The organism is Pseudomonas sp. FSL R10-1339, from assembly GCF_009600545.1.
Lineage (GTDB): Bacteria > Pseudomonadota > Gammaproteobacteria > Pseudomonadales > Pseudomonadaceae > Aquipseudomonas > Aquipseudomonas bubulae.
The window spans coordinates 1-590 of the sequence record NZ_WIVQ01000253.1 but is presented as its reverse complement, the minus strand read 5'-3'; the positions used below and the strand labels follow the sequence as shown (position 1 = coordinate 590).

Sequence of the window (590 nt, the reverse complement as noted above, 5' to 3'; positions counted from 1 at the left end):
AACCCGGCTGGCCGAGCCAGGCCACAGCCTCGGCGACGTCCTGGGGCTGGCCACCCTGGCCCAGCGAACTCATGCGTCGTCCCGCTTCGCGCAGGGCAAAGGGAATATGCGCGGTCATTTGGGTTTCGATAAAACCCGGGGCCACGGCATTGATACTGATGCCACGCTCGCCCAGCGCCGCTGCCCAGGCCTGAGCAAGGCCGATCAGCCCGGCCTTGCTGGCGGCGTAGTTGGTCTGGCCGCGATTGCCGGCGATACCGCTGATGGATGCGAGCAGGATTACCCGGCCGTTATCGCGCAGGGTGCCGCTATCAAGCAGGGCCTTGGTCAGCACTTGCGGGGCGTTGAGGTTAACGGCGAGTACCGAGTCCCAGAATTCCGGGGTCATATTGGCCAGGGTTTTATCACGGGTGATACCGGCGTTGTGCACCAGGATATCGATACCATCGGCCAGTTGCCCGGTCAGTTGTTCTGCGGCATCGGCGGCACAGATGTCGAGCGCGATGCTGTGCCCGCCCAAGCGCGCGGCCAGCGCATCGAGATCGCTCTTGGCGGCCGGCACGTCGAGCAGGATCAGTTCGGCGCCATCC

At 64.9% G+C, this 590-nt stretch carries 1 protein-coding gene; it reads right to left on the bottom strand.

What is annotated here, in order from left to right:
* The coding region (locus GHO03_RS24685; protein WP_153400702.1) for an SDR family oxidoreductase at nt 1-590 on the bottom strand (590 nt) is incomplete at both ends.